The organism is Rhizobium sp. H4, assembly GCF_003013335.1.
Lineage (GTDB): Bacteria > Pseudomonadota > Alphaproteobacteria > Rhizobiales > Rhizobiaceae > Rhizobium > Rhizobium sophoriradicis.
In genome coordinates this window covers 69,752-92,997 of sequence record NZ_PSOW01000022.1, presented here as the reverse complement: position 1 = coordinate 92,997, position 23,246 = coordinate 69,752, and the positions used below count along the sequence as shown (strand labels likewise).

14 protein-coding genes and 3 pseudogenes are annotated in these 23,246 nt (G+C 54.8%); 13 read left to right on the top strand and 4 right to left on the bottom strand.

What is annotated here, in order from left to right:
* Positions 1–122 precede the first annotated feature (122 nt).
* Together C4N04_RS32610 and C4N04_RS27800 are read right to left on the bottom strand one after the other, a co-directional pair.
* Positions 123–418 (bottom strand): annotated as a pseudogene (locus tag C4N04_RS32610) (group II intron reverse transcriptase/maturase); the annotation flags it as partial.
* Positions 419–964: 546 nt separating this feature from the next.
* Positions 965–1,415: pseudogene (locus tag C4N04_RS27800) on the bottom strand (transposase); the annotation flags it as partial.
* A 398-nt stretch (positions 1,416–1,813) separates the two neighbouring features.
* On the opposite strand from C4N04_RS27800, the gene C4N04_RS27795 reads away from it, so the two are divergent.
* Complete coding sequence (locus C4N04_RS27795) at positions 1,814–3,823, top strand: methyl-accepting chemotaxis protein (protein ID WP_004673275.1); 2,010 nt, start codon at positions 1,814–1,816, stop codon at positions 3,821–3,823.
* A 521-nt stretch (positions 3,824–4,344) separates the two neighbouring features.
* Positions 4,345–4,530: a hypothetical protein gene (locus tag C4N04_RS27785; protein WP_106797511.1), complete on the top strand. Its 186-nt coding sequence runs from the start codon at positions 4,345–4,347 to the stop codon at positions 4,528–4,530.
* 70 nt (positions 4,531–4,600) lie between these two features.
* Here the strand turns inward: C4N04_RS27785 and C4N04_RS27780 are convergent, their stop codons facing one another.
* On the bottom strand, positions 4,601–5,635 hold the full coding sequence (locus C4N04_RS27780; RefSeq protein WP_106797514.1) for an AraC family transcriptional regulator: 1,035 nt from the start codon (positions 5,633–5,635) through the stop codon (positions 4,601–4,603).
* Positions 5,636–6,827: 1,192 nt separating this feature from the next.
* On the opposite strand from C4N04_RS27780, the gene C4N04_RS27775 reads away from it, so the two are divergent.
* The 10 genes and pseudogenes from C4N04_RS27775 to C4N04_RS27725 form a co-directional block, all read left to right on the top strand.
* Positions 6,828–7,577: an SDR family oxidoreductase gene (locus tag C4N04_RS27775; protein ID WP_011053351.1), complete on the top strand. Its 750-nt coding sequence runs from the start codon at positions 6,828–6,830 to the stop codon at positions 7,575–7,577.
* Positions 7,578–7,788: 211 nt separating this feature from the next.
* A complete protein-coding gene (locus C4N04_RS27770; RefSeq protein ID WP_106797510.1) occupies positions 7,789–10,302 on the top strand; it encodes a HAMP domain-containing methyl-accepting chemotaxis protein in 2,514 nt (837 codons plus the stop codon).
* A gap of 184 nt (positions 10,303–10,486) precedes the next feature.
* Positions 10,487–11,686 carry an ABC transporter substrate-binding protein gene (locus C4N04_RS27765; protein WP_106797509.1) on the top strand — a complete coding sequence of 400 codons (1,200 nt, stop codon included), beginning with the start codon at positions 10,487–10,489 and terminating at the stop codon, positions 11,684–11,686.
* 432 nt (positions 11,687–12,118) lie between these two features.
* On the top strand, positions 12,119–14,677 hold the full coding sequence (locus tag C4N04_RS27760) for an EAL domain-containing protein (protein WP_106797508.1): 2,559 nt from the start codon (positions 12,119–12,121) through the stop codon (positions 14,675–14,677).
* Positions 14,678–15,017: 340 nt separating this feature from the next.
* Positions 15,018–15,914 (top strand): MBL fold metallo-hydrolase, encoded by an 897-nt coding sequence (locus C4N04_RS27750; RefSeq protein ID WP_237350508.1) that lies wholly within the window; start codon positions 15,018–15,020, stop codon positions 15,912–15,914.
* A 12-nt stretch (positions 15,915–15,926) separates the two neighbouring features.
* Complete coding sequence (locus tag C4N04_RS27745; RefSeq protein ID WP_004673287.1) at positions 15,927–17,054, top strand: zinc-dependent alcohol dehydrogenase family protein; 1,128 nt, start codon at positions 15,927–15,929, stop codon at positions 17,052–17,054.
* Positions 17,054–17,848: an N-acyl homoserine lactonase family protein gene (locus tag C4N04_RS27740; protein WP_016737429.1), complete on the top strand. Its 795-nt coding sequence runs from the start codon at positions 17,054–17,056 to the stop codon at positions 17,846–17,848. The genes C4N04_RS27745 and C4N04_RS27740 overlap by 1 nt, the downstream gene beginning before the upstream one ends.
* A 120-nt stretch (positions 17,849–17,968) precedes the next feature.
* Positions 17,969–18,658, top strand: a complete 690-nt coding sequence (locus C4N04_RS27735; RefSeq protein ID WP_016737430.1) for a GntR family transcriptional regulator — start codon at positions 17,969–17,971, stop codon at positions 18,656–18,658.
* A 129-nt stretch (positions 18,659–18,787) separates the two neighbouring features.
* A complete protein-coding gene (locus tag C4N04_RS27730) occupies positions 18,788–20,017 on the top strand; it encodes an alpha/beta hydrolase (RefSeq protein ID WP_008534369.1) in 1,230 nt (409 codons plus the stop codon).
* A gap of 158 nt (positions 20,018–20,175) precedes the next feature.
* Positions 20,176–21,360 (top strand): annotated as a pseudogene (locus C4N04_RS27725) (IS256 family transposase); the annotation flags it as partial.
* A 464-nt stretch (positions 21,361–21,824) separates the two neighbouring features.
* Here C4N04_RS27725 and C4N04_RS27720 read toward each other — a convergent pair.
* The gene (locus C4N04_RS27720; RefSeq protein ID WP_106797507.1) at positions 21,825–22,592 is read right to left on the bottom strand and encodes an SDR family oxidoreductase; all 768 of its coding nucleotides are present in this window, start codon (positions 22,590–22,592) and stop codon (positions 21,825–21,827) included.
* Between the two features lie 134 nt (positions 22,593–22,726).
* Between C4N04_RS27720 and C4N04_RS27715 the strand changes: the two genes are divergently transcribed.
* Complete coding sequence (locus tag C4N04_RS27715) at positions 22,727–23,236, top strand: flavin reductase family protein (protein ID WP_008534378.1); 510 nt, start codon at positions 22,727–22,729, stop codon at positions 23,234–23,236.
* The last annotated feature ends 10 nt before the right edge of the window (positions 23,237–23,246 follow it).

The following is a 23,246-nucleotide window of genomic DNA, read 5'->3' as shown; positions in this document are numbered from 1 at the left end:
GCCCAGGCTTCCTGGTTGTGAGAAACTCCAATGAGGTCTCCATGGAGTAACTCCCGTTCTTCATCCATGGAAATCTCGATCACAGACTAGGCGGCGAAGGACAATGTGGGGGGAGAACACCGGTTACATTTAACGTCTTTTCTGACCGTCTTCAGCAAGAGATCATGCGGAAGATTGTCGAACAGCTTTGATGTCGGATTCCGGATCAATCATCTGCTTGACCACCATCTGCGCGATCCGATCACTGACCGCCGATTCCAGATCTTGTAGAGATTTCTCGCAAGGTCTTTGTCAAACATCTCCAGGGTCTCACCGTCCACCCGGCTGCACCACGGTTGGCTTTGACCGCTTTGTAAGCTTCGTACACTTGCCGCTTCTCAATCCGAAACGGCTTGTCTGTCGTACCTATCGAAGTCATCCTGTTTCCAGTTGTTCCAAACAATACGACCACCTGATCCGATCCCTTTGCTCCGGCCCCATTACAGGGCCCTCAACGCTCATACGGATCGGTCCGCCCCAGTCTCCTGCATCGGTACTCTCGCCTTACGGTTTCTCCGCTTGGGCTTCTCCCTTGGCATCAGGAGCCTGGTTCCTGCAGTTCCGGGTGAAAGCCTGTGTCCAACTCACGCCCCCTCTACGCCGGTCGCCGCCCGCCCAATCATCAGGCACCCGGCGGACTTGTCCCAGGATGACGAAACAGTCCTGGTTTCGACGACGCTTATATTCATAACGGCGCGTCTTCGGAGGGTTCACTTTCGTTCGTCTTTCGGACACGCACCTGCTCGGATCTCGTCCGAACTTTTCATCCGGCGCTCACCACCACGGCTCTTTACCGCAGCAGCTCGGACTGGTTTGAGACCCGCTCCTGAAAGCCGATCCCGGAGGGCCATCCTCCATCATTCACGCAGCTTCACGTTACGGGGTTAGCTCACACTGAACTCCTTCCGTGCCTCTGCAGCACACTTTCGTCGATGAAGATCAGTTTCTCCGGATCGAGGTCCAATTGACCATCGAACCAGGCGCGCCGGCGCTTCAGGACGTCCGGTCGGTCCTGCTCCAGTGCGTGTGCGGTCTTTTTTAAAGGTCCACCCACGGCTTCGAAGCCAAGCGCCAAGTGCGCTGCGGCTGATCTTCACCTGCCGCTCGACGGACAAGCGCTCAACCATCTCATCGAGCGTCACATCCCTACGCTCGTTGATCAACGCCACAACGAATTCCTCGTGTGCATCCACTGCCGAAGGTCGTCTCCAGCCCTGTGGCCGAGCAGTCAGCTCACCCTCTTTCGCTCTTGCAATCCAGCGGATCGCCGTCGAAATCCCAACTCCGAAACGAGCCGCAGCCTGTCGAGCCGACATGCCCGCCGCAGACGCTTTCAAAACCCGTATTCGAAGATCATCGCTCAGTGCTTGTCCCATCATCCACCTCTTCTCTGTGGAGTTGAATCAGCTTCGATGGACGCCGTCACATCACAATCGATTCATCGATCGCAGGACTTGCTCTAGGTCGCTCGTGGCGGGGCGAAACTCGGTTGCTGAAAACGATGATGCTCTTCGAACGGCGCCAAATGAAATTTTGCCGGCTGCATCCTCCTTGTAAGCGCGGACGATCCATTGGACGCCTGACTATCCTTAAAACGTCGTCTTTTTGCATTCGAGACGGGCAGGAAAGGCTTCATTAACCAACGCAACCAATAGGTATTCTCAGCTATGTCACAGACCCACAAGATTGATCTGCCGTTCGAATGAATGAAACGGCAATTGGAAGATTTGAGTAGACAAGTCGATCGTCCACCTCACCTAAAAGGTTTGCCTTTATGCCCAAGTCCATTAGACTCGCTTTATCTTTGATATTTGTTCTGCTCTCTCTTCTCGCGGCGGGCCAGGGCATCGTGAGTATCGTCAAGCTGCTGTCCATTAGGAGCAATATATCCGAAGTTGCCAGCAACTGGCTGCCATCGATCGATGTGATAAATCGGATCAATACGATCACCGGGGACTACCGCATCCTGCAGTTCAGGCTGGTGACAAACTCATCAGATTCGACGAGCCTTGCGCATAATATCACCACCTTCCGCCAGAAGATGGAGGATCTCGCGAATGCCCGTGGTGAATATGAGCCGATGGTGACATCCGGCGAGGAGCGTCAGGCCTATGACGCGTTCTCCGCTTTGTGGACGCAATATCAGGAGGATGGCGAGCGGATTGTTAAACTAATGCAGGCAGGCAAGAAGGATGAAGCATTTGCTCTTCTAACGAGTGACGCCACGACGAAACTGTATAATGATAGCGGAGCGCTCCTTGACCAGGATGTCGCAGTTAACAAGCGTGGTGGAGTCGCGGCCGTCGGAAACACGATGGGCGCCGTTTCATCGACGGTTTTGGTCACCATTCTTGCCATGGCGCTGGCAACTACGACGGGCATTATAGCCCTGCTTTACTGCATCCGGAAGATTACCGATCCGATCTCGCGGTTGACTACCACGATGGGCGTACTGGCAGATGGTAATCTCGACACTGAGGTTCCTTTCGCAATGCGCGCCGACGAAATCGGCAAGATGTCGAGAGCCGTTGAGGTATTCAAGCAAAACAGCATCAAGGCCCGCGATCTGAACGCGCAGGAGGCCGCGTTGCAGGCCAAGAGCGCCGACTTGCAGTCGAGCATTGCCGAGGTGGTGTCAGCCGCCGTAGCCGGTGACTTCACCCATCGCATCACCAAGAAATACGGCGATGCGGCTCTCGACCGTTTTGCAGGAAGCGTCAACGAGCTGGTCACCTCTGTTGACCGGGGCATCGCCGAAACTCGCCGAGTTATCTCAGCGCTTGCCGATGGGGATCTGACGGAAAACATGTGCGGCGAGTTTCAGGGAGCCTTTGGTGAACTGAAGAGTAATGTCAACGCCACCATGGCAGCCCTTCGATCCGTATTAGGCGAGGTTCGCTCCGCCGTCGACACGATCAACGGCGGAGCCGGCGAGATGCGCATCGCCTCAGGCGACCTTTCAAAGCGCACGGAACAGCAAGCCGCGGCCCTGGAGGAGACCTCTTCGGCGCTTGAGGAAATCACGGTGGCGGTAAAAAGCTCGACAGAAAGAGCCACGGAAGCCAGCCATATGGTCGATGAGGCACGCAGAAGCACCGAGCAGTCGAGCGCGGTTGTCAAAGACGCGGTCGCCGCCATGGGCCGCATCGAGCAGGCCTCGGATGAAATCGGCCAGATCATTAACGTCATTGACGAGATCGCCTTCCAGACCAATCTTTTGGCCCTCAACGCCGGCGTCGAGGCGGCGCGTGCGGGTGACGCTGGAAAGGGTTTCGCCGTTGTGGCTCAGGAGGTGCGTGAACTGGCACAGCGCTCCGCCACTGCCGCCAAGGATATCAAGGCGCTGATCAACCGGTCCGGCGACGAGGTCAAAACTGGGGTCAGGCTGGTAACGGCCACAGGCGATGCCCTTGGTCTAATCCGAGGCCACGTGATCAAGGTGAACGAGCACGTTCATACGATCTCGACGGCGGCACGAGAGCAATCGACCGGGCTGGCGGAAGTCAGCACTGCGGTCAACCAGATGGATCAGACAACCCAGCAGAATGCGGCGATGGTGGAAGAATCGACGGCGGCCACCAACCGGTTGGCGGATGAGGCTTCCAATCTGGCGCGGCTTATTGCGCGCTTCAGGCTCGACGGTTCGACTTTTGTACGGCGTGTTGCCCACCAGAACGGTAAGCCGGCCGCCTCGCCAGCGCGTGCCCTCTCCCAGAAGCTTGCCGGCGCCTTCGGCGGACGTACTACAGCCGCTGTCGCGACTAAGGAATGGGAAGAGTTTTAATGAATCATGTCATAATTCACCGCAGGATATTATCGGTTTCCATCTGGCAGCCAGCAGTTCTGCATGAAGACGACGTTGATCCCGGAAATCCGGGGGTTAGCAGAGGCGACGCCGCTGCCCCTAACGCATGTTCTCGGTTCAGGGATCTGCCGGTTCTGTCATTCCGGTGATAGAGCTTGCTGCCGAGATAACCAATCCCATCGGTCTAGCCACAGCGCCATTGTCGTCGTTGAGGTAGCAGATGGTATCATCGGCCCGGTCGTCGATCAGGTCTCTGGCATTCTATCGATCAACGGCGATCGGATCCAACCGGTTCGGACTTAGGCGCGACTTCGACCCAACCTTCAGCTACGGAATCACTCCGCTTGAACAAGGGATGGAATGCTTCCTTAGTTTTGAGCAAAGGTTTGGCACCAATCAGGACGCATCGCAGCTGCCTAGCAGACTTTTGCTTTTTCACCTTCCGCGACTGTCTTCCTTCAAGACGCGGAGTATTAACGAAATTCAACGAGAGTTCGAAGATGTCCAAAGTTATCGCAATCAATTTCGGGCAACAGGCTAAGACAGATACCCACTTAAAAAGCCACGAAGATGCACAGTCGCAGCGCCTGGAGCAAGAGCGGCTGCAAATGATCCAAATCACCAATCACCTTGAAGCACTGTACGCTCGGCTGCTGACCGTCTGTGGCGACAGACCGAAAAATTAAGGGCGCAGCGATGGTATAGCCCGGTGGAGCGCTGCGAACCACAGCGCCATCGCGAAGGGCTATTTCCGGGTCAGCTTTCGGGCGGAGAGGCCTGCGAAGCACACATAGATCGCCTATGCGGCAGAACATCGCTCATATGCACTGTTTTAGATGGCAGTTCGCCGTAACGTCTCTTGTACTCTGCAGCAAAACGGCCGAGGTGTGTGAAGCCCCACTTAAGCGCTATTTCCGAAACGCTGATTTTAGCGCCGTTTTGCAGCAGTTCCTGTCGAGCTGCGCACATACGCAAGTCTCGGAGGTGCATTGTGGGGCTGGTATTACGAAATTGTCGGAAGCCGTGCTGCAAAGTCCGCACGCTGACCTTGGCCGCAGCGGCGATATCGTTAAGGGAAATGGGTTGAGCCATATGCTCTTCCATAAACTCCATTGCCCGTTTCACGTGGCGAGGCGTGGGAGACGGAGCCGGACGACGAAGTTCATCGGTATAGCGATGCATACAGCTTTCGATCAAAAGGTACTCTATCGCGTCGAGGAGCGAGCTATAGGCCGACGGGCATTGTCGCAGAGCCCCCCCGGCACTGAGGCCGCGATGGGCAGACAGGGCTAGTTCTCGCATGAGCGTTCCCGCGCTCGATGCAAGATCAAGGGTCGGCTGAATTTGCAGATTTCCGCTGATCGTCCGATCGAGCATGCGAGAAAGCTTGTCACGCAAGGATTGCGTATCGATCGTCAATGACAGTTGAGATCTTATGCCATCTTGTCGGGCATTCAGCGGAGCATCTGCAACATGCGGCGACTCTACCTGTTGCCCAGACCAATGAAAGACTGCATTCCCGGACGCCGGCAGGAAGACCGTTACGACGTCAACTGGGGAATCTATCATGACCGAGAACGCCTCTTCATGATGGGCATCCGCAACGCCAAAACCATCAAGGGAAATTCGACTGCAGCGAGAGTTAAGCGATCTACTGTCGTGTTGAGCAAGGTCAGAGGACGCCAGGGGCGATGATATCAAAGGCAAAAGACGTTCGGGATCGGAGCCCTCGATAAAGTTGTCTTTCACTAAGGTCCCTTCATCGGGCTTGCTGAACAAACTTTCGGTCATCCAATATAACCTATCTATGAACACCAACTCGCACATGCCGGGACTAGTTTTCCAAACCTTTAAAGCTCGAGACCGGATGGCGTGCGAGCGATTTTGATCGCGTACATGACCGATTCGGACCTTTGTGGAGGCCGGTTGAATCTCTCATTCCCTAGGCTTTCGTCATGGCGGATCATCACCAGCACCGACATCCACGTTCTCCCGCTCGAGATGGCCTCCTAGTTTTTCAGCGCTGCAGTTGGGAAGCCTCTAATGATGCGATGACTGGCTTCCACAAGCCTCGAACAGATTGACAGATTGTCTGATATACGTTAATGCTATTCCTGATCAAAGGCAAGGCAGCATCAGGGAAATCTGCCACGGTTCTAGTGGAGTTCCCGCACGGCAAATCAATCTAAAGATGCCTCCCAAGGCGAGGGGTGACGGGCTGCTTTCGATCGCAGCCCGTCACGGGAAGGGTGGGAGTGCTATGAGTGGGAGAGAACCTACGCCAACCGACCTTGGAGGCCGTTGAGTCGACACGGAGAAAAATGATTGTGCTGTAGGATGGCCCCACGATTTCGCCACACGCTGGTCCTCTTAACCTGCGCATCAGCATACTTCGGTTATGACGTATAAGAGAGGCACGCTCCAGGCTCAACACTCGGAGACGCAAAGACGTCGACGAGTTCTTTTGGCCTACTAAGCGAGGCGGTCGCGGCAAATATCAATGCGTAAGCCGCGCCTCGTCGCATTGAGTTGACTTTGCGCTCTTCTTAGCGGGTACGGACTCCGGGCGTCTGATTGGGCAAAAGAAGAGTAAGGACGAAACCTGATGATGGTCAAACAGCTTGTGCTGCCATAGGCGTGCTGTTGTCTGTGCCGCGCGAACGCGAAAAGCGCGATCAAATCGGAACGTGGCGGCGAGAGAAGACTAACAGGAAAGACCACATCAAACTCAACCGGGTGTCGGAATACCGATGCTTACGGCATTGCGGGCATGAGGCCTCAAAATGACGCCGGTCTCGACATGTGTCCGCCGAAAATCGCAAAAAGGAATTGACAGATTGTCGGACAAAAATTTTACTATATCGCCCGCGCATTGCTTGTTCGCGGGAGACGCAGCGACGGACCGGGAGTTATAAGTGCTAAACTTGGCCAAAAATGCACAAATTGTCGACCTTCTTAATCTGCCGGAAGCGGCGACCGGCGCGTGATACAAGCGTCTCTGACTCACAAGGCGTGTCATACTCCATCGACCGAGGTACTGGTTGAACGTGACAGTGACGCCAACATTTCTCCTGGGGAAAAAGTCTGTGTCTTGATAGGCGCGTCAAATCCTGTTGGTCTTTGTTTGGCGCGCTCATTTATAGAAAAAGGCTATCGGGTCGCCGTAGGCGACGCCAATCCCGCCGACTTCGCCTCCCTGGCTGAAGGCCAGGGAAACAATTTTTTACCGGTCAAAGTCAACCCGAACAGAGACGTTTACGTCAACTCAATGGCTGACCAGGTGTATTTGCGCTGGAGACGGGTCGACGTTCTGGTGAACATAGTTTTCCGCAGAAATGAAACAACCCAAACTGTAACGGGATCGCTATCCAGCGCGAATCTGGGGCTTGATGCCGTATCCAATCTAATCAGAGTTACAGGTGCCTTTAGCTCTCGACTTCAGGGCGCGGAGCTTGCCGTAGTGGACGTCGCATGGTTCGAAGAGACGACCTCGCTGGAAGCAGAAGCCGTCCTTCAAGCGGCGTTGCGCACTACTACCTCCGCAATTGCTAGGCAATATTTCGGTTCCGGGCTGAGGATAAATGCTGTACACGCCAGCGATGTGAACTCTACGTCTTCAAGCGAAAATGACGTGCTTCGAACAGTGATCCACGCCGTGCAATTCCTGGCGAATTCGGAACTGTCCGGAAAGCTGACAGGGAACGTGCTGGAGATCGATCCTCGGTGCAGATAGATCCACTCCCACGTTCTGATCCGGCAAATCTGCAGGTATTAACCTTCCGTTTAGTTTCTCGAAAGACGCAATGGGTAAGAGGTCAAATCCTAACAACACGTAAAAAAGTTTCGATTGTTTTAGTGAAACTCTTATCCATGTTCGTTCAGGCTCAAACATTACTATTCCAAAAGCGAGGCCCCAGCACCGTTTGAGCCCTTTGGAGGTAAGTATGTTCGTCGATCGCCTGTTGTCCACCTTTACCATAAGAGCAAAGGTGTTATTGGTACTTGTACCCTTGATCCTGATATTGGCGGCAGTTGGTGGGGTCGGCTTAAAAGCAACTGGCTTGCTTCAGTCTCGTCTTCGGCTTTCAAATGAGGTTCTTCAGACCTTGAGCGGGTTTCGAAGTGTCGCGGAAAGCATGAACCGCTTTTTGGCGCAAAGCTCAACGGAGTACCGAGATGAGGCGCTGACAAGTTTAAACGGGCAGAGCGCAACCATGCAGTCGCTCCAGGAAGCGGCGGCAGGTAGCGGGAGCGAAACTGGTGCGCTCGAAAACAGTGTATCGGCAATGTCCGTTATCTCGGGCAGCATCGGCCGCATGTGGTCTTTGCATAATGACGAGGAATCCGTTCGCAGCGACATTGTTTCCAACTTGTCGAAGATCAAGGAGGTCGGAGGCGCCCTTAAATTGGCTGCGGTTGATGTGCGCTCACAAGTACGCAATCAGGAGAACTCCGGGAAAACCATGCTCCGGGAGGCTACCCGCTCACTCGATACGGCATCAGTTATGCAACACATAGCGGAAGACTTGGTGAGCTTGCCGGACGGAGCGAAGCAGCCTCCGACTGTCGCCCAGCAAGGGCTTGTGATCAAAAAGTCGCTAAAAACAGTTAAGCGGGTAGTCTCGACTGCTGACGAGCAGGCCGTTACTAAAATTGAGAGGACTATCGCCAAGCTAATCGCCAACCCCGAATTTGTCGACCCTTCCACACGGCTTGCCGGCTCTGACCTACAGAGCTTTGCGACGAACCTGCGAGTGGATGCGATCCAGCACATGATTGAAGGAACAAATGCGATCCGGGCGTTGGATAAAGCGTTGACGGATTCCGAAATGCTTGTTGCGACGGCGACAACGATCGGCCAGGACGCCGATTCGATCGAAATCGAAATCAATAACCTGTTCCGTACAGCCAACGCAGAGAATCAGCAGCGCCTCGTTGAGCAACTTACAAAATTGGCGCGTGACACCGTGGCAGTTGGAGGCGTTGCCAGCTCGATATCTGGCTTCGATAAAATGCAGGAAGATCTATTCGCCCAGGTGGATTCTATCCAAGAGAACACAGAGAAGCTGGTCAAGATAGCGGAAGCCCGCCAAGCGCAATATTCTGAGGCGGACAAAACCGGCCAGGAGATCTGGAAAAACCTCGTAACCTTTGCAGCAACTCAGGAAAACGATGCTCGCAATGAAAGCAATCTTGCCCGCTTGCTGTCAACTATCGCCACAGTGTCCGGCGTCTTGGTAGCCTTGGCGGCTGGCGCCGGCCTGATGGCGACACTTCGCGCCCCGATCGAACGGATCGCGAAGCGCATGCAAGAGCTGGCAAAGGGCGATCTTCGATCGCAGATTGTCGGACGTGACCGGAGAGACGAAATAGGTGAAATGGCTCGCGCACTCGAGGTTTTCCGTGAAAATGCTGTCTCGAAGATGGACATCGAGACACGAACGGAAGCCGATAGGAAAACCGTTGAACAGGAGCGGATGGATCGTGAACGCGAACGCGCTCAGATGGAGGAGGAGGTCGCAACTGCCGTCACCATTCTAGGAGAGGCGTTATCTCGATTGGCGCGTGGCGACATCTCTCAAGAAATTGACCGCCAATTCCATCCCAATCTTGAGCCGCTGAGGCGCGATTTCAATCACTCGCTTTCGATCCTGAGAGAGACAGTGTCTCATATCGACGAGAATACCAATCAAATTCAATGGGGAACCAGCGAGCTTTTCAAAGCCTCAGATGATCTGTCGCGGCGAACTGAATTGCAAGCCGCCTCACTGGAGGAGGCTGCGGCCGCCGTCGAACAGGTGACGGTCACGGTCAGAAAATCATCCGAGAATGCCTATGAAACCCAGGCTTTCGTGTCCGTTGTTAAAGAACACGCCGAGGGTGCGGCAACCATTGTGACCGATGCGATCAACGCAATGGGCAGAATAGAAGACGCGTCCCACAAGATCGGCCAAATCATTGGTTTGATCGATACGATTGCGTTCCAGACAAATCTTTTGGCACTAAATGCTGGTGTCGAGGCGGCTCGTGCTGGAGATGCCGGAAAGGGTTTTGCAGTCGTAGCCCAGGAAGTGCGCGAACTTGCCCAGAAATCATCAGCTGCAGCCCGCGAGATTCGCCACCTGATTTCGGAATCCTCTTCGGAGGTGGCGATCGGCTCAGATTACGTGGGGAAAGCAGGTGAGGCGTTACACAACATAACGGCGTCGATCTTGAAGATTTCCGATCGGATTGATCAAATCGTCAATTCGAGCCGCGAGCAAGCGGCGTCCCTCGCCGAGATCAACAATAACGTCAATGTACTTGACCAGGGAACACAACAAAACGCTGCCATGGCCGAGCAGACAAATGCCGCGGCAAAGACTCTCTCGGATCAGACTAACGAACTCAGCGAGCGGCTCGCTTCATTCAAATTGACCGAAGATAAGTCGACGCGTCGGGTTAGGTTAGTGGCGTAAGCTGCGCATCGAACGAGACTGCCACGCGTCGGATGGCCACTGTGATAGCGGCGTTCTACTGAAGGGAAATCCGCTTACGGAAGCGAAATCCGGGCTTAGGCTCTTGGTCTCCCTTTCGCCGCCCGTCTGACTGTAAAAAACCCGCCTAGAGCCGATCAACCTTCAAGAGATCAACTGCTTTGCAATGCTCAGAGACACGAGAGGTATCAAATCCGTGCGCATACGTGAAATTACAAGAGCCATTATTCTAATCACCGGCTTGGTGATCCCTTCTGTAGCGGCCGCCGGTGGCCTTACGGAATTGCCGCGGGAGGAACGAAAAACCTACGAGTTGCTCGATCCAAAGTTGCCTACAGGTGAATCTGTCTTCCGCACGTTTAAGGCACAGCGAGCACCGCCGTGGAAAATTGGGTACGCATCGACATATGCTGACAATTCTTGGCGTGCGAGTATTCTTGATGAGTTCACAAACAAGATTGTTCCAGCTTTCAAGAAAGCGGGGCTGGTCTCCGAGTTCATCGTCACCCAGTCAAATCTTGAAGACGCTGTCCAGATCAGGCAGATGCGGCAGATGGTAGACGACGGCGTTGATGCAATTATTATCTGCTGTTCGAACCTCACGGCGCTTAATCCTACGATAGAGTATGCGTATTCAAAAGGAGTGCCTGTGTTCTCGTACTCTGGTTACGTAACATCGCCGTTCGCCGTCAACGCAACTGAGAACAACATGCAAGGCGGGTTTGAGGCGGCGAAGTGGCTCGCTGAAGAAATCGAAGGAAGTGGCAATGTGCTTCTCGTTTCGGGGATCTCCGGCTTTGCCTCCTCGGACAGCTTTGACGTCGGCGCAAAGAAGGCTCTGGAGTATTATCCCGAGATAAAGATCGTAGGTCATGTCGACGGGAAGTGGACAGACAAGGTCGCGCAGGCCGAGGTGCAAAAATTCCTTGCAGCGAATCCCGGTGGAATTGATGGTATTATCGTTCAGTCGGGAGCTGAGAATGGTGTTATCAACGCGGTGCGCCAGTCCGGGCGCGACATGATCCCAATCGTTCTAGGGGGCGAAGCTTCGGCAGCCTGTTACTGGCGACGGAACCCCGACTTCGTAAGCAAGAGTTTTCATTTCTGGCCGCCGCGCTCTGAGGCGGGTTTCGTATGGGACGTAATGATGCGAACTCTTGAGGGACAGGGCCCCAAAATTCAGACAATCCTGCGGCCAGCAATTCCCAGTACCATAGAGGATGTAATGGCGGATTTGCCAGCTGATTGCGATCCTAACTCTGAGGATTGGATCGAGCCGAAGAATACAGCTTGGTGGTCTGCCAGCGCTGCTGCTAAATATTTCGATAACCCAGCGGATCCGCTCTCCTGGAAGCCGGCCGATTGAAGATCGCATGCGGGGTCTGTGTGGAATGCGGTGCCTTCATGATCGGCTCTCGTGCAAGGTAGGCTGCGCTAAGGAATGACAGTTCAAATTGGGAAATGCCCGGGTCGCCTCAGGAGACATGAGACAAGCGATCCGGTTCCAACGAACATATTTGCTCCGCGGTAGCATTCTTCCTCCGGCCCTCCTCTCGCCAAACGGGACAACATACTCATTGCGCCAATCAATCTACGTGCTGCCGCGAAGGTTGTTGCTTCGAATGTGAAAGCAAAGTTCATTTCCGACCGCACTATCCGGCTCAGGCCGACGCGCGGTTCGACGCCTTACTGACATATCTGCATCAATTTGTTGCTCGAATGATTTGGGTGGCGTTCCCGGAATTCCTGATCGGATGGATGATGCATCCTGTCTTGGCCCTCGGTAAGGAGCTTCACGATGGATTCGACTTTACAACCGCTTTGGCAACGCTCCTTTTTTCAGAAAAGGCGCAATCGCCGGAGAGACGAAGCGCTGCATCATGATACCTCAGCCGACCGAGGAGCGCTGCTTGAAGCATTGATCGGCGTGTTGCCTCTCCCAATTTTCTTCAAAGATCTGCACGGTCGCTATGTCGGTTGCAACAAGGTTTTCGAAGATCTCCTCGGTCGCTCGCGCGACGAGATCATCGGGAATACAGATTTTGATCTCAGTTCAACGCAACTGGCGGAAATTTATTCTATTGAAGAGAAAGGCCTTCTTGAAAGGGGTGGAGCCCAAGTCTCCGAGCGTAAGATCGCTCTCGCAAACGGCGCCATCCTGGATGTTGTCTGCAACAAGGCAGTTTTCAGAGGTCACGACGACGAGCCCGCGGGTCTGATTGGCGTTATCATTGACATAACCGAACACAAGTTGGCGGAGCAGGAACTCAAAAACGCTCTCGAACTAGCCCAAGGGATCGTCACCGCTATTCCAGACGTTCTGTTTGAGGTCGACGAGGATGGGCGATATCTTCAGGTCTGGACCAGAAATCCCGAACTACTAGCCCAGCAGCGGGAAATGCTACTGGGTAGGACGGTCGACCAAGTTCTTGCGCCTGATCAAGCGGCTATTGCAATGGAGGCGCTTCGAACTGCAAGCAGTGAAGGAGTTGCCTACGGTCGATGCATTAGCGTATCCTTGCCAAACGGCGAGACCCGATGGTTCGAGTTGTCGGTGGCTAGACGACCAAGCGCCGATCCTGACGCCGCCACCACGCTCCTGGCATTTTCGCGTGATGTCACGGAACGAAGGCAGGCGGAAGACGCCATCAACTCCGTGCGGACGCAATTGCTAAGTGTGCTGCAAACCATTCCTGACATGGTTTGGGTAAAGAATGTCGATGGCGTACACCTGTTGTGCAATCATGCATTTGAGCGGCTGACCGGGAAATCGGAGGCGGAGGTCGTTGGAAAAACGGACCTTGAATTGTTCGGGGCTGAGAGAGCTCACATTTCCGGAAAATCTGATGAGGCCACGATCGAAGCCGGTGGCATACTTATCGACGAGAATTGGGTGGTTTCCCCGGAGAACGGTCAGTCCATTCTTCTCGAAACACGTAAACTTGCGGTCCTCGGCGCCGGGGGAGAGGTTACAGGAGTCCTCGGGGTCTCTCGCGATGTCACGGAACTGAACGCCTCGCGGGAAAAAATCAGGCAAATGGCCTTTTACGATCCGGTGACTTCTTTGCCGAACCGCTTGCTGTTTAACGAGCGATTGCAAAAGGTCGTCAGTGACGCGTCGTCTCAACGTCGGCGGACAGGGGTAATGCTGATTGACATCGACCATTTCAAAGTCGTGAACGATACGATGGGTCACCCTGTGGGTGATCAACTACTCTGCCAGGTCGCTACCCGGCTTAAGAAATCTGTCCGCGATCTCGACACGGTTGCGCGTCTCGGCGGCGACGAGTTCGCGATTCTGTTGCCGGAAATCCAGACAACCGACGATCTCGATTGGGTTGCGTGCTCGATCCTCGAGAGATTCAAGGAATCTTTCCTATTGGATGGCAAGGAAGTCTACGTGTCATGCAGTGTAGGCATCGCGATCTCGCCCGACGACAGCACAGATGTCAACGATCTGGTGAAATACGCCGACTCTGCGATGTATCTTGCCAAACGCTCGGGGAGAAACAGTTTTCGCTTTTATTCGAAGGATTTGACTGTGGGCGTGGAGGAGCGCATGCAGTTGGAATCTGAATTGCGCCGCGCTATCGAGCGCGAAGAATTGGAGCTGCACTACCAGCCCAAGGTGCTTCTGGACAGCGGCGTTATGATAGGATCGGAAGCGTTGTTGAGATGGCCTCATCCCGAGATGGGCATGATTCCGCCGGTTCGATTCATTCCGGTCGCTGAGGATACCGGGCTGATCGTTGAACTCGGGCGATGGGTGCTGCGTGAAGCGTGCAAGACGGCGAAGGAGCTGAACGCCGATTGCCACCACCTGCACAAGATTGCAGTCAACCTTTCGGGTAAGCAATTCCAATGCTCACGGTTGGTAAACGAGATCGCTGCAATCCTCGGTGAAACCGGTTGCCGCGCGGAATGGATCGAAATCGAAATCACGGAGAGTCTGCTTCTCGATCGGAAGGGCGAGACCCTGCAGACGCTTCTTAAGCTGCGTCAAATGGGATTTTCGATTGCTATCGATGATTTTGGCACCGGTTACTCGGCGCTCAACTATCTAGCCCGCTTCCCGATCGACACGCTGAAGATCGATCGGTCATTCATAAATAGCTCGGACAAAAGGAACGAAGAATTGGTCAAAGCGATTCTGTCCATTGCACAATGTCTTGGACAGGACGTGGTGGCGGAAGGTGTTGAGACCGCCGAGCAGGCAGCATTTCTCGCAGCGAACGGATGCGGTTCGGCGCAAGGCTTCTTTTACAGCAAGGCCCTGCCGAAGATGGAATTGATCGCTCTTTGGGTGCGCGCGTCCGCCACCGGCTTCGTTTCAGATCGTTACGCCGCTTCGCGATGATGAGCGCGAATAAGGGAAAATGTCACCTGTCTGATGGACGGTGATGCGGTGCGCGCTGTGAGACAACTCAACTTGAGCCTCGTCAATCTCTGAATGTCTGCGGTTTTTCGCGGAACAGGGGGCAACGCTGGGTCAACGACCATGCGTTGTGCGGCCCCGCGAGCCGCATTCTCGAATGCTCTGCTCCTACTGCGCGGCATTCGGTAGGCCGGGGAAAACGCGGTACACCGGCTCCTAAAGCAAGGCAGTCGCTCTCGATATGGCTTTCTTCAAAAATATTTGACAGATTATCATACAATCTGCCAAAAATGTCGCCAAGCACCTGATGGGAGGAAAATCAGTGTCTCTTAGTATGCATCACCTGGCCAAGCTTCCGTATTTTTATCCGTTCGAATTTGGCGATGGAAAAATCACGGTACTGTCCGACGGGCCGTTAGAGCTAGGAGATCCTCGCCTGAACTTCTTGGGGGTAGAGCCACGCACGGTCAGCCTGATGCTAGAGGACAATTTCCTGCCAACGAACAAAGTTGTACTCGAGCAAAACGTGCCGCTTGTTGAGATAAATGGAAGAACAATTCTATTTGATACCGGGATGGGGTCTTCCAAAGCTTTCGGGCCCACCACAGGTCGGCTCCTAGCCAGCCTGAGAGAGGCAGGTCGAGATCCGACGGAGATCGATGCGGTGGTTCTGTCGCACGCCCATATCGATCATATCGGCGGTCTGTGCGATGCCAATGGAAGGTTAAATTTCCCGAACGCCGACATCTTCATCAGTGAGCGAGACTTCACGGACTGGACGGACGGGTCGTCGATCGATTCTTCATTTCAATTTCAAATCGATAACGCTCGGCGAAACCTGCTTCCCCACAAGGATCGGACCTTCTTTTTCAAAGACGGCGAGGAGTTCTTGCCGGGCGTTCACGCGATTTCGGCCCCCGGCCACACGCTCGGTCATCATTGTTTTATGCTGCAGTCGGGAAACGATCGCCTCTGTTTTCTCGGCGACCTTACGCACCATCATATCCTGTTGATGGAGAGGCCGATGATGGAATTCCGATACGACACGGACCCGAAGCTGTCAGCTAGATCCCGCACGCGCGTGCTTGATATGCTGGCGACAGATCGCATTGCGGTAATGTCCTATCACTTCGCATGGCCAGGTGCCGGGCATGTGGTGCGAAACGGAGACGGATTCCGCTATATCCCCTCTCCAATGCAGTTGCTTGCACATCGATAAGGAATTTCAAAGATGCAGATGCGTTCGGTAATCCTCAGGGAGTCGGGTCTGCCGAAGCCCTATTCAAATTCGAAACCTCTTAAGATTGAGCTTGTGGAACTGACGCCGCCTGGCCCCATGGAGGTGTTGGTCAAGATCAAGGCTGCCGGTGTCTGCCACTCTGACCTGTCCGCAATCAATGGGGACAGACCGCGTCCGCTTCCAGTCGCTCTAGGCCATGAGGCATCTGGCGTCGTCGCAGCAATCGGACCGAGTGTCGAGAAGGTTGAGGTTGGTGACCATGTAGTCATGTCATTCCTGCCGGTTTGTGGCCATTGCTCATATTGCGCTGAAGGCCGCGCCAGCCTCTGCGAACCGGGCTACCAGGCCAATGCTGCAGGAACGCTTCTATCCGGCGGCAAGCACATCCGTTTGAGAGGATACGAAATTAACCACCATAGCGGCGTTTCTGCGTTTTCCGAATATGCTGTCGTGTCGGCGAGCTCGGTAGTCAAAGTGACCAAAGATATCGATTTGGCGACAGCTGCTCTCTTCGGCTGTGCCGTTATGACCGGCGTTGGAGCTGTGATGAACACGTGTGGGGTCCGCCCAGGCCGTAGTGTGGCGGTAATCGGGCTCGGCGGCGTAGGCCTTTCGGCGATACTTGGCGCTGTTGCGAGCGGTGCAAGCGATATCGTGGCGATCGACCTAATCCAAGCGAAGCTGGATCTTGCCAAGGAGCTGGGAGCGACGAAGACTTTTTTGGCCACCTCGCCGAATATTGTTGCCCAAGTAAAAGGCGCGACAAGCGGCGGGGTAGACTACGCGATAGAGATGGCTGGATCCAAAAAGGCATTCGAGCTTGCATATGAGATTACCCGGCGCGGAGGGATGACCGCTACGGCCGGACTGGCCAGCGCAAATTCCCGTTTCGAGGTTTCGCCCTTGCCGTTGGTCGGAGAGGAGAGAACGATCAAGGGCAGCTATATGGGTTCCTGCGTGCCATCGCGCGACATACCCCGCTATATCGACCTTTACCTCAAAGGTAAGCTGCCAGTGGACAAATTGCTGTCGAGCACTGGCCCCCTTGATGAGATCAATGAGGTTTTCGACCGTCTTGACAGGGCCGAGATCAATCGACACCTAGTCTTGATGGACTGATGGCGGGGAGAATTCTCTTGAACGAGTGGACAGTGCTCGCCATCCATTACGGCACCGCGCAAAGACCAGTAAGTGACCTGATACTAGAGACGGATGACATTCATGATCGTCCATCACAAATCGACTACTTCGTGTGGCTGATCCGTCTCGAGGACCGATTAATTCTTGTTGACACTGGTTTCGAAGCCGGAGAGGGCGCGGCCAGAGGGCGGACCCTCTTGATCCATCCGGTGGCAGCACTGAGCAGCCTTGGCATCAAATCCAGCGAAATTACTGATGTCGTTGTGACACACCTGCACTACGATCACGCCGGAAACCTCCCGGCCTTTCCTAACGCCACTTTTCACATTCAGGATCGGGAGATGGCGTATGGAACGGGGCGGTGTATGTGCCATGAGCGAATGCGTCGGCCTTTTGCTACAGAAGGTGTCGTCGACGCGGTCCGGCTCGTTTTTCAGTCACGGGTACGGTTCCATGATGGGGATGGGGAAATTGTTCCTGGATGCAGGGTGCATCTGGTTGGCGGTCACTCGAAAGGTTTGCAAGTTGTTACGGTGGCAACAGGCGGCGCTTTGCTGGTTATCGCTTCCGACGCGCTTCATTTCCAGCACTATCTTGAAAATGACGGCGCGTTTCCCCTGTTTGCAGATTACCTAGAGGTAATCGAGGGTTACAACAAGCTCCGCGTCCTTGCCGGAGCAAACGGACTCATCATTCCGGGTCATGACCCTGAGGTGCTACAGAAATTTTCTCCCCTTGCGCCAGACCTCCAGTTCGCTAGAGTTCTCCTGTGACCCACAATAAACCGATTGAAATTTTTTGCTGTTTGCAGACAATCGGGTTGTCCTACGAAACGCTCCGGCAGTATATTGATTCTGTGCGTCACTAGAAATTTCATCGAAGGTTTGTTGTGAATGGGAACGATCGACCTCCAGATTACACGTCAAAACGCCTCTCTTCGAATCCTTGTTGAGGATAAGCTCCGGCAGGCTATTTCAAGTGGCCGTTTCAAGCCCGGGCAGCGGCTGGTGGAGCGCGAGTTGTGCGAACTCATCGGGGTTGGCCGAACTTCAGTTCGCGAGGCGCTACGCCAGTTAGAAGCTGAAGGGCTTATTACTAGCTATCCGCATCGGGGGCCGGTTGTCAGCACTATCAGCTACGAGGAGGCTAGGCAGCTTTATAGTGTACGCGCGCTGCTTGAAAGCTTTGCCGGCCAGGAGTTCGCCGAGAACGGTTCGAATGAAGAGATCGTTGCTCTCCTCGAGACCGTGGAAGCGTTCGAAGCCGCAGCCAAGAGCGGTTCCGGAACGCGGATCATCGAAGCCAAGACCGCTTTTTACGATTGTTTGATGACCGGCAGCAAGAACGTGTTTGTGAAGCAAATGCTCACGTCGTTGCACAACCGGGTCACATTGTTGCGGATGACATCGATGACCCAGCCAGGGCGGCTGCAGAACAGCGTTTTCGAGATAAGAGAGATTGCGGCCGCCATTGCGTTGCGTGATGGCGACAGGGCAGCCGCGCTTTGCAAGCGCCATATCGAAATCGCGGCTAAGGTGGCGTTGGACTACTTGAGCAAGAACCCCGTCGAAACCTCCGAGTAGTTCCACAAAACGAAGTTCAGGCGACGGCTAAGGTTGACAGATTGTCTGAAAATCTGCTTACCTCTCTTATGGGAGGTGAGACACAGGAAGTGCGGCTTCCCAACAACATCATTTTGTTAGGGAGGACGTATGGGCGCCCATGCCGAGCTGATTAAACGCGTAACCCTGGCGATCGAAGATCCGGAGCTACCGCGACTGACCCCAGGTCTTACAACACGGATCTCGTTGCAAGTTGGACCAGAAAAGTCATCACTTGCTGTGGGAGGCGGGATAGTCGCACTGGACGGCGCGGACGAAAATGCTGACGTCATACTGAGTGCCCCAGAAGGAGCTTGGGAAAAGGTTATGCAGGTGCCGCCGCCGGCAACCTACCATTCGTTCACCGCCTTTCAACTCGCTAACCCTGAGTTCACGTTATCTGGTTCGCCCGTAGCAATCGCTCAAGCGCGTCCCGCTCTGGAGCGACTGTTCGAGATCGTCGTAGCGTCTCCGCCCCTAGTTGCGCCGAAGGTCGATCGAAATATTGAACAGGTCACCGGACGCTATAAGCGGGTAGAGGTCGGCGGCGTAGAACACGATATCTTTTACGAGGAAGCCGGTGCAGGAACTCCTATCCTTTTCCTCCATACGGCTGGCGCAGACGGCCGTCAGTTTCTACCGCAACTCTCCGACACTGGGTTTGCGCGTACGAACCGATTGATCTCAGTTGATCTGCCGTTTCACGGACGTTCGATGCCTCCTTTAACTTGGGACGGCTCGCCCTATCAACTCACAACGGATCTCTACCTGACCTGGTGCACGGCGATACTCGACCAGCTCGTCGGAGACAGAGCTATCGTCGTTGGAGGATCTATGGGCGCGGCGATGTGCATGGTGCTGGCGGCGGAGCGACCGGAACGTCTAATGGGTGTAATTGCGGTCGAGCCGCCGTTGAAGTCAAAGGGCCGTCGCAACCCCTTTCAACACAACGTCAACGTTCATGGGTCGCTTCATAACTCAGCCTATGTCCGCGGAATCATGAGCCCGCTCAGCCCGCAAGAAGAGCGACGCCGCGCCAGTTGGATCTACTCGCAGGGTGCTCCTGGAGTTTATCCCGGCGATCTTTCGTTCTACAGCGACGAGTTCGACGGTGCCGTCGTCGGTCCGAAGATTGATGCCAAGCGAACACCGACCGTTCTTCTCTCCGGGACCTATGACTACTCTGCGACGCCTGCAGACGGAGCAGCGCTAGCGGCCCTCATTCCTGGCAGCCGTCATGTCGTTATGGAGGGGCTTGGGCACTTTCCGATGTGCGAAAATCCTGACTATTTCCGGAGCTTCTTGCAAGACGCTATTCGGTTCGTCGAAGATAACGGCTGATCACAAAGCAACCGCGTTGGCCATTTACCGATCGTGTCCCAGTACGTAGCGCCCGCGCGTGTCATTGCGCTGTAGCGGGTGATCGGCTTTGCGGGCGGCCATCAGTGTTTTCCGCTAGGGTCGGGTTGTTCAAGACCAACCTGACGGAAAGATCACCGATGACCAATGACATGATGAACGTGCGCTCCCTTGTTGAGAAGAGTGCCGATGCAGATTTGTTGCGTGAGATGATCGGCCTTGCTGCCGAGCGGCTGATGGAGCTGGAAGTAGGCTCGGCTACGGTTGCAGACTTCGGTGTGAAGAACTCGATGCGGCTCGCACAACGCAATGGCTACCGTGACCGCGATTGGGAGACGCGGGCTGGCACCGTCGAGCTTCGCATTCCGAAGCTGCGCAAAGGCAGCTACTTTCCGAGCTTCCTTGAACCGCGTCGGATGGCAGAGAAAGCTCTGACGGCCGTTATCCAGGAAGCGTATATCCAGGGAATCTCGACTCGTTCTGTCGACGACTTGGTCAAGGCCATGGGTATGAGCGGCATCTCCAAAAGCCAGGTGAGCCGCCTATGTGAAGAGATCGACGTCAAAGTGAAGGCGTTCCTCGACAGGCCGATTGAAGGTGAGTGGCGGTACGTCTGGGTGGACGCGACCTATCTCAAGGTCCGGCGTGGCGGCCGCACCGTCTCAGTCGCCGTCATTATCGCGGTCGGCGTCAACAGCGACGGTCGGCGCGAGGTCCTGGGTATGGAAGTTGGCACCTCGGAGGCCGAACCGATCTGGACGGAATTCCTGCGCAGGCTGACACGTCGAGGATTACGTGGTGTGAACCTTGTTGTCTCCGATGCGCACGAAGGTCTCAAGGCCGCCGTCACCAAGGTTCTCAATGCCACTTGGCAAAGGTGCCGGGTTCACTTCATGAGGAACGTGCTCGCGCATGCTGGAAAGAGCGGCAGGCGGGTCGTATCCGCCTTCATCGCGACGGCCTTTGCCCAGGAGACCCCGGAGGCAGCAAGCGCACAATGGCGCAGTGTCGCCGATCAAATCAGGCCGAAAGTGCCGAAGCTTGCCACCATCATGGACGACGCTGAAGAGGACGTGCTCGCCTACATGACCTTCCCGAAAGAGCACCGGGCAAAGCTGCACTCGACGAATCCAATTGAGCGTCTCAACGGCGAAATCAAGCGACGCACCGAGGTCGTCGGCATCTTTCCGAACGACGAAGCCATCGTCCGTCTCGTCGGTGCATTGCTGCTCGAACAGAATGATGAATGGGCCGTTCAACGCGCCAGGTATATGACGCTTGAGACCATGGCCCAAATGAGCGATGATCCCCAAATCAGCCTGCCCCGCTGTGGCACGCTGATATCCCCTTCCGACCCATGTCGGGAAAGCACGGCCATCAGCCGCGACCTACACCACCTCCCGGGACACGATCGTATCACCTTGTATTCCGGACTAAACTTATGCCGACAGCGTTGCGATAGAGGGCATTCGGAACCAGCATGCGGCTATTCCGGAAGGTCGGCACTCGCATGACGTCATCTGACCGACATCGTGGGGTTATTCGACAAAAATTGCGAAATGTCCTTGATCCAGTTTCCGCTGTTAGATCTAGTTGTCGCCGGCAGTCCTTCTCCTTCTCTATCATATTTGCTGGAGCGTGCCGCAAGTCCGACAAGAGCTGCGCCTAGGCCAACAGCTCTGTGCTGTCATTGACGGGTTAGGAACACGTCAATGATCAACGAGGCTGGAGCCTTATACCCGGTGTTCCTGCCTCAAATGTAAGGGCATGACGAGTGCCGCCCTTTCCTTCACTTGACCAGGTGGTTTCCGATCGAGGAGCCGCCATCGACCGTCAGAATGCTACCGGTCGCGAACCTCGAACGATCGGACGCAAGAAAAAGCATTGCTTCAGCAATCTCTTCAGCTGTCCCCATCCGATCCATGACGGCACGGGCGTTGAAATCGCTGCGAAGCTTCGCGGGGTCCTTCGCTTCGGCGAAGATTTTCGTGAAGTAAGGAGAGTCGATTGTCCCTGGAGCGACCGCGTTGACACGAATTCCCTCTTTCGCATGATCCATGGCCATCGCGCGCGTCAGCGAAGATATTGCTCCTTTCGATGCTACGTAGGCAGTCCTGTCCGCGATTGCTGAGGTTGCGGTGTAGGAAGTCGTATTGATGATCGAACCTCCGCCGTTCCGTCGCATAACAGGAATGACGTACTTTGAGCAAAGGAAGATCCCTTTGACGTTTACGGACATAATCCGGTCCCAAGTTTCTTCAGGAATGGTCACCACATTCCCCGTCGTTCCGAACCCGGCATTATTGACGAGCACGTCGACCCGGCCCCACTTTGCGGTCGTCTTCTCAACCATGCTTTCCGCGTCCTTGGCGGACGAGACGTCGACGCGAACACCGAAAGCCTTCGAGCCGATCTCGTTCGCCACACGAACCGCGGCGTCTTCATTGACATCAGCAATAACCACATAGGCGCCGTTCTTTGCGAAAAGCTCGGCGGTCGCACGACCAATGCCGCTGCCGCCCCCTGTGACGATACAAACCCTTTGATTCAAATCCATCGACCATCTCCTCATTTTTGGGTGCCTTAGAAGACATTTTAGCAGACAATCTGTCAATTGTGAAAATCCAGTTGACAGATTGTCTGCTGATCTGTTTATCTAGGCTCGATCGAATTTGGCCGTGGGAGGACAATATGGCCGATACCAGCACTGAGGCGCAGTTGGCTTTTAAGGCAGCTATGCGTCGGTTCACATCAACCATCTGCTTGATCACGACCGAACTCAACGGGGTCCGTCATGGCATGGCCGCCACCGCGGTCCAGTCGGTTACCGCGGACCCACCAACTGTTCTTGTCTGCATCAACCAATCGGCTTCGGTGAATCAGCCTTTGAAGATCTCCGGGAAGTTCGCCGTGAACATGCTGCATCTTTCACATGCCGATCTTGTGCCGCTGTTCAGTGGGCAATTGAAGGGTGAAGAGCGCTTTCATTACGGCGAGTGGCTGTCTCTCGACGGCATGCCGGTCCTGTCAGATGCGCAGGCGGCGTTTGTCTGCAAGCTAAAAGATGTCGTTCACGTTGGAACGCATGATGTTGTGCTCGGAGAAGTGCTCGAAGCACGGTTCATCGAGTCAATCGCGCCGCTTCTCTACGAAAACGGTCAACTCGTCAGGTCGTCGTCCATCAGTGGATCGGCCGCATAGTAGGTGGCTT